Source organism: Zunongwangia sp. L-65, assembly GCF_056859415.1.
This window is the reverse complement of sequence record NZ_JBSXOK010000022.1, coordinates 39,197-45,879: the sequence shown is the minus strand read 5'-3', so window position 1 is coordinate 45,879 and position 6,683 is coordinate 39,197. Positions and strand designations below refer to the sequence as shown.

6 protein-coding genes are annotated in these 6,683 nt (G+C 38.7%); 1 reads left to right on the top strand and 5 read right to left on the bottom strand.

Annotated elements, in window-relative coordinates:
- Positions 1-388 precede the first annotated feature (388 nt).
- On the bottom strand, positions 389-580 hold the full coding sequence (locus AC13DP_RS01080; protein WP_013072074.1) for a cold-shock protein: 192 nt from the start codon (positions 578-580) through the stop codon (positions 389-391).
- 714 nt (positions 581-1,294) lie between these two features.
- Here AC13DP_RS01080 and AC13DP_RS01075 point away from each other — a divergent pair.
- A complete protein-coding gene (locus tag AC13DP_RS01075; protein WP_347406221.1) occupies positions 1,295-2,764 on the top strand; it encodes a sulfatase family protein in 1,470 nt (489 codons plus the stop codon).
- A gap of 121 nt (positions 2,765-2,885) precedes the next feature.
- Here the strand turns inward: AC13DP_RS01075 and AC13DP_RS01070 are convergent, their stop codons facing one another.
- From AC13DP_RS01070 to ygiD, 4 genes are all read right to left on the bottom strand, one after another.
- A complete protein-coding gene (locus AC13DP_RS01070; protein ID WP_347406220.1) occupies positions 2,886-4,304 on the bottom strand; it encodes a GH1 family beta-glucosidase in 1,419 nt (472 codons plus the stop codon).
- A gap of 178 nt (positions 4,305-4,482) precedes the next feature.
- Positions 4,483-5,508, bottom strand: a complete 1,026-nt coding sequence (locus AC13DP_RS01065; protein WP_347406219.1) for a glycosyltransferase family protein — start codon at positions 5,506-5,508, stop codon at positions 4,483-4,485.
- Positions 5,508-5,690, bottom strand: coding sequence for a hypothetical protein (locus AC13DP_RS01060; RefSeq protein WP_013072069.1), 183 nt, complete (start codon positions 5,688-5,690; stop codon positions 5,508-5,510). Before AC13DP_RS01060 ends, AC13DP_RS01065 begins: the two co-directional genes overlap by 1 nt.
- 127 nt (positions 5,691-5,817) lie before the next feature.
- Positions 5,818-6,645 (bottom strand): 4,5-DOPA-extradiol-dioxygenase, encoded by an 828-nt coding sequence (ygiD, locus tag AC13DP_RS01055; protein WP_483067159.1) that lies wholly within the window; start codon positions 6,643-6,645, stop codon positions 5,818-5,820.
- Positions 6,646-6,683: the final 38 nt, after the last annotated feature.

The window sequence follows — 6,683 nt, the reverse complement described above, 5'->3', positions numbered from 1 at the left end:
TAAACGGCGGTACGACTCACTCCGTACACATTGGTGACATCCAAAACTCGGAGGTCACCCTGTTCGATTTTTTTCACTAAATCAAGTTTTAGCTCAACACTAAAAACCCGGCGTTGTTTACCTTTTTCCATTGTTTAAAAGTTTAAGAAAAAGGGCAACTTATTTCAGTCTTAGTCACATGACGAACTCGACACGTGTATGGGCATCTGTAGTAATACTAATTTCTCCTTCGCAGTTTTTACATGTTCCGTAGACCTTCATCTTTGATGTTTTAAATTACTGATGACTTAGAAAAATCAACGGTAAAATATAAAACCAAAAACTACTTAAAAACAAAAAAGCTCACCATTTCTGGTGAGCTTTCTAATAAACCTTAAAAAACTATATATTATATAACTTCTACGTTTACTGCGTTTAATCCTCTCTTACCTTCCTGAAGATCAAATTTAACTTCGTCGCCTTCGCGAATCTCGTCAATTAAACCTGTTACGTGTACAAAGTGGTCTTTGTCTACTCCTTCTTCAGTGATAAATCCAAATCCTTTACTATCGTTAAAGAATTTTACTGTTCCTTTACTCATGTTAATGTATTAATTAATAAGTGACAAAGATGGAACTAATATTTGGATAAATCACTATATGTTTGATTTATTTTCAGATTTAACACTTTGATTTTCAGTAAAATAATTTTAATTTTATTTCAAACCCCATAATTGCTGGGTTTACGCAGCTATTTTTCCTTCTAAAATCATTCTGTAGGAAGAGACGATAAACTATTATTTTGAATGTTGAATGATTGTTCATGTACAATAACTTTAAACCTTGAACCTTGAACTTTCTAACTTAAATTATTGATTGAGATTTCTCCATTTCGCTGCGCTCCAGTCGAAATGACAGCGGAGTTTTTGTGTTTAGAATATAGAAAAGAGAGAATAAACTATTATGTTAAATGTTGAATGTTGAATGACTGTTCATGTACAACAACTTTAAACCTTGAACCTTGAACTTTTGAACTTTCTAACTTAAATTGTTGATTGAGATTTCTCGGCTTCATTTCATTGCGCTCGAAATGACAGCGGAGGTATTTGTATTTAGAATATAGAAAAGAGAGAATAAACTATTATTTTAAATTTTGAATGACTGTTCATCTACAACAACTTTTGAACCTTGAACTTTCCAACTTTCCAACTTTCCAACTTTTAAACTTTTAAACTTTGACAGTTACAGCTAAATCGATTTATTTACTGAGAATAATTTTATAACTTTATAGACTCAAGTCATTTATATTAAAAAATATGTTCGGAAAACGACCCATTGTGACCTCCTATTTCACCAAACTACGTCACCTGCTTTTTACAGCAGGTACCCTAGCCCTAATAAGTTTGTGCTGGGGTTGCAAAACGAAGATTGATTCTAAAAACAAGCAGAAAAAACCGAATATCATTCTGGTGTTTATTGACGATATGGGGTGGCAGGATTTATCCAGCTTTGGAAATCAAGAAGCTAAAACACCCAATGTAGATCAGCTGGCAGCTGAAGGTATTAGTTTTGATCAGTTTTACGTAAACGCGCCGATCTGTTCGCCATCTCGTGTAGCCATATCTACCGGAACTTATCCGCAACGGTGGAATATCACCTCCTACCTTTCTGACAGGCAGCATAATAATCGTAGAGGATTGGCCAACTGGTTAGCTCCCGAAGCACCAATGCTGGCTAAAGATCTAAAGGCGAATGGGTATGCCACCGGTCATTTTGGAAAATGGCATATGGGCGGCCAAAGGAATGTGGTAGAAGCTCCCAAAATCACGACCTATGGTTTTGATGAATCACTTACCAATTTTGAAGGGATTGGTCCTAAATTACTACCACTTACCAAAGATGCCGAAGGCAACGTAGGCCGGATTTGGGAAGATGCCGAACGTTTAGGTGGCGAAGTGACCTGGATGCAGCGATCTGAAATCACTACCGGCTTTATCGACGCCGCCATTGATTTTATGGATAATGCGAGTGCTAAAGATACCCCATTTTATGTAAATATCTGGCCGGATGACGTTCATAGTCCGTTTTGGCCGCCATTTGAAGATTATAATCTTACCAAAGAAGACGGAAAACGTGCGTTATATTTAGCGGTGCTAAAAGAAATGGATAAACAGTTTGGAAAACTTTTTAACTATGTAAAGAACAATAAAGCTTTAAGCGAAAATACACTGATTGTTTTTTGCTCTGATAATGGTCCCGAACCCGGTGCCGGAAAATCTGGAGAACTACGCGGATTTAAAGGTCATTTGTATGAAGGCGGCATCCGATCGTCTTTAATTGTGTGGGGACCGAATTTTGTTGCGGAAAATGCCCGGGGTACCCGAAATTCTCAAAATTACTTTTCGGCCATCGATCTAAAACCTTCCTTATTACAATTTACCGGTATTGGTACCGAAAAAGAGGAACTAACCGACGGGGAAAATATGCTTAAAACTATGCTGGGAAAAAACAGTCATTCCCGTAAAGCACCTATTTTTTGGAGCAGACCACCAGATCGTAAAACATATGAGGATTTTGAGCAAGCTCTCCCCGATTTAGCGATGAGAGCGGGTGATTTTAAACTGGTTTGTGACTATGATGGCGGCAGGCCGGCATTGTATAATCTTGTAAAAGATCCGGCGGAAACCAACAATATTGCTACAGAATATCCCGGAAAAGTAAAAAAAATGATGACTCAAGTTACCCATTGGTATCAAAAAATGCCGGAATTGGAAAAAGAGGAGTAACGAACAGGTGCCAGGAAAACAAAATCTTTTTAAAATAGCCATTTTATAAGCCTTAACTGCCAGCCGATGAAACCGGCTGGCAGTTAAGGTTGATGATATTCATGATCTGAAAAGAGGGTTCCTAGGGTTTAAAAAAATTAGAATGCTGCACGGAGGAACGCTGCATTGCTTTTTTAGGCGTTTCCGGAGTTTGTAAAAAATCACGATACCATAGCCCCGAATTTTTAATAATACGTTGTTGGGTTTTATAATCGATGTATACGAGTCCGAATCTGGGATGGTAGCCCTCGGCCCACTCAAAATTATCGGTAAAGCTCCATACAAAATAGCCGTTTACATTAATGCCTTGATTCCTGGCTTTTAAGACCGCTCCCATATATTGCTTTAGATACTGTTGTCGCTTTTCATCTTTCACCTGGCCGTTGATTAGATGATCCGGAAAGGCAGCGCCATTTTCGGTCACCAGTATATTTTTAACTCCGGAATACGCGTCATATTTCTTTAGCAGTTGGAAAAGTCCTTCGGGATATATTTCCCAGCCCATTTCAGTCGTTGGCAGGTTTCGCTTTTCTGCCTTGATATTGGTGGCCTGTAGATACGGAATCCACCAGGCATTTTTTACAAGTTCACGGGTATAATTCTGGATACCCATAAAGTCGAATTCAAAGGCTAACAATTGATCATCTTCAGGCTTATAAAATTTATCCACCCGCTTTAAAAATGGCAATTCCTCGAAAGGATATCCGTAGCCCAGGCTGAGTTCCAAAAACAATCGGTTGACCAGGCAATCTACCCGCTTAGCGGCTTTATGATCTTTTTCACGATCCCGGTAGGCTTCAATATACGAACAGGAAAATGTGGTACCAATATTCAGGTTTGGATTATGATCCCGCAAGATACTCCCCCCAATTGCCTGGCACAGGGAAGCATGATGCATGGCAGGTATAAAATTTTTAACTCCTCTCCTACCCGGCGCATGAATTCCCAAAAAATGCCCTGCTCCTAAAAATACCAAAGGTTCATTTAAAACCATCCAGTTGTTTACGCGATCGCCAAATCGTGTTACACAAATTTTCACGTATTCACTAAACCAGTTAATGATGTCTCGATTGGTCCAGCCCCCTTTACGTTCCAGGGCCTGCGGTAAATCCCAGTGATAGAGTGTCACCCAGGGTGTAATCCCTATTTTTAAACATTCATCAATAAGCCGATCATAAAAATCAAGACCGGCTGAATTAACCGCTCCGGTACCATCAGGTAAAATCCGGGACCAGGAAATCGAAAACCGGAAATTTGAAATATTCATCGATTTCATTAACTGTAAGTCTTCACGGAATCGATGATAGAAATCACAGGCAACATCAGCATTTTGTCCCTCGTATATTTTTCCTTTCTTATGGGAAAATTCGTCCCATATTGATGCCTTTTTACCATCGCTATAGGGACTTCCTTCAATTTGAAAAGCTGCGGTAGAAGTTCCCCAAATAAAATCATTCCCGAAATCACTACGCTTTAATGCTGAAAAATGTGCTTGTTTCAAAAGATAAATCTATATTGATTATTTGATTCTATTTTTTTAAAGCCCTAAGAAATCATCTGTAGCGCTTTGATTTTTCGTTTTACCATTTCTTCACCGCTTTTGCTTATACGCAGCTGATACATCACTGATGCATCGTACAAAAATCACCATTGGTTTGTTTATCAAACAAAGGCTTTATTTATACAATTTGCTTAGGAGGTAAAGGAGACTTCAGGTCTTTTTGAGCGGTGGCGATTAACCGATCAATAATTTTTTCGGTTTCATCAGGAAAATCCACCTCGATAATCTCATCTTTTAAAAGCCATGGTTCAATGGCATGACAGGACTTCTTTTTTAGATTTTTAAGTACGGTAACCCCCATTGTTCTCAGCATCGCGGCGTTGCATTGCTGTTCAAACTGACCTTTCATGGGTACCACCAACAATTTTTTCTTTAGAAACAAGGCCTCGGCCGGGGTTTCAAAGCCCGCTCCGCAAATTACGCCACTACATGTGCTTAGGCTCTTTACAAAATCCTGGTTGTTTACCGGGCGAATGATGATATTATCGATTGTGGAAGCCTTTTTAAAATGTTTTGAAAATATCTCGAACCTGAATGCTGGAAAACTACTAAACAGTTTAAGCAATTTTTTATCTGAATACGAAGGAAGGTATACGGTGTAATGGGCTAATTTTTCCGGCTGAATCTGCCTGATCTCAGACCGTATCACCGGTGTAAAAATATGATCATCAAAAGCTCTAAAATGAAACCCAAAACTAAAGCTGCAGGGAGCATACTGCTTTAAAATTTTTAATCCTAACCAGTCTTCCTTTAAAGGTTTTGGCGCTAAAGGATGTAATACGGCCGATTGATGACTTAATCCAAAACAGTTTTTATGAGCCATCGCACATGCCCAGGCCGTTACCGGCTCAAAATCGTTTATAACGAGATCATATTCCTGTACCGGCACACTTTTTATTTCTTTGTACAGGCGTTTCAGTCGGTTTTTGCGATAAGTGTTCCAAATATCCACACCACCTTTTTTTCCGAAGATAAAACTAAGGCCTTTCAGCTGATATTTAACATCGTAAGGTAATTTTAAATCGCCCTGGATACCGCTGACCAAAAGATCAACCGCTCCTTTTTTTTGTAAAATAGGGATAATTTCCAACGCCCGACTAAGATGCCCATTTCCGGTGCCCTGGATCGCATAAAGTATTTTCATTAATGCGATATTCTAAAAAAATGGATATGATTTTTTTTCTTCAGAATAAATGGTGAGATCATCGCACTTAATCTACGTTGCACAAAAATCGCCACCAGTATTTCCTGAAAATTATCCTTTAAGAAATAATTTTTAGTGGGCTTAAGCTTGGCGTTCCCTTTCAGCATCATACGCTTATCCATAACAATAATTTATTACTCATAAATTTATAAGCTTATGAATTAAAAGGTGTTACGTGTGTTTTAAATAAGTGTATGTTTAAGGTTAAAACTATCCGGAGCCCGCTGTGTAAAGTGACAAGCTTGTTTGCTAACTGAGTTTTAAAGAGGTCATCGTTAGCGAACCGCCTACCGCTTTGTCATTAAAAAATTCCAGCTTATCATTATCCTCCTGTAGGGCCAGAATGTATAGTAATGGCAAATAATGATCTGATGTGGGGACCGCAAGCTTTACCGCTGTTCCTAAATTCACGTAGTCCTGAAGTGCGCTATGGTCTTTGGAAAGTATTAAATTTTTAATTTTAGTATCGGCATCCCTCGCCCAATCGAAGGCATGATCTATCTTATTCATATGAGGCCAGTCGATAAGATGTAAGTTATGCACTATATTGCCGCTGCCTATAATTAAAATTCCTTTTCTCCTAAGTATCGCTAGTTCTTTAGCCAGCCTGTAATGTTGCTGCGGACTTTTATAAGCATCTAAACTTAGCTGAACAATTGGGATGTCTGCTTTGGGATATAAGTGTTTCAGCACACTCCAGGCACCGTGATCTAATCCCCACTGATGATCTAAATGAATATTTTCGCCGGTGAGTAAACTAGCTGTTACTTCCGCCAGTTTGGAATTTCCCCTGGCCGGATACTCAACATCAAATAATGCCTGTGGAAAACCTCCAAAATCATGAATGGTTCTTGGATTACTCATGGCCGTAACCGCTGTTCCTCCCGTAATCCAATGCGCCGAAATACATAAAATAGTCTTTGGTTTTGGTAAGCTTGCAGCAACTTTTCGCCAATTAGCCACAAAGTCATTTTCTTCAATAGCATTCATCGGACTACCATGCCCGAAAAATAATACGGGCATTTTTGGGGTGGTTTTAAAATCTGTTGAAATTTTATATACGTCTGCTAAATTCATTATTCATCGAATTAGGTTATTCTTTTATTTATCCCAGG

Coding starts and splice junctions, on each gene's coding strand:
- AC13DP_RS01065 (WP_347406219.1), bottom strand. CDS start 5,508: ATGAAAATACTTTATGCGATCCAGGGCACCGGAAATGGGCATCTTAGT.
- AC13DP_RS01075 (WP_347406221.1), top strand. CDS start 1,295: ATGTTCGGAAAACGACCCATTGTGACCTCCTATTTCACCAAACTACGT.
- AC13DP_RS01060 (WP_013072069.1), bottom strand. CDS start 5,690: ATGGATAAGCGTATGATGCTGAAAGGGAACGCCAAGCTTAAGCCCACT.
- AC13DP_RS01080 (WP_013072074.1), bottom strand. CDS start 580: ATGAGTAAAGGAACAGTAAAATTCTTTAACGATAGTAAAGGATTTGGA.
- ygiD (WP_483067159.1), bottom strand. CDS start 6,645: ATGAATTTAGCAGACGTATATAAAATTTCAACAGATTTTAAAACCACC.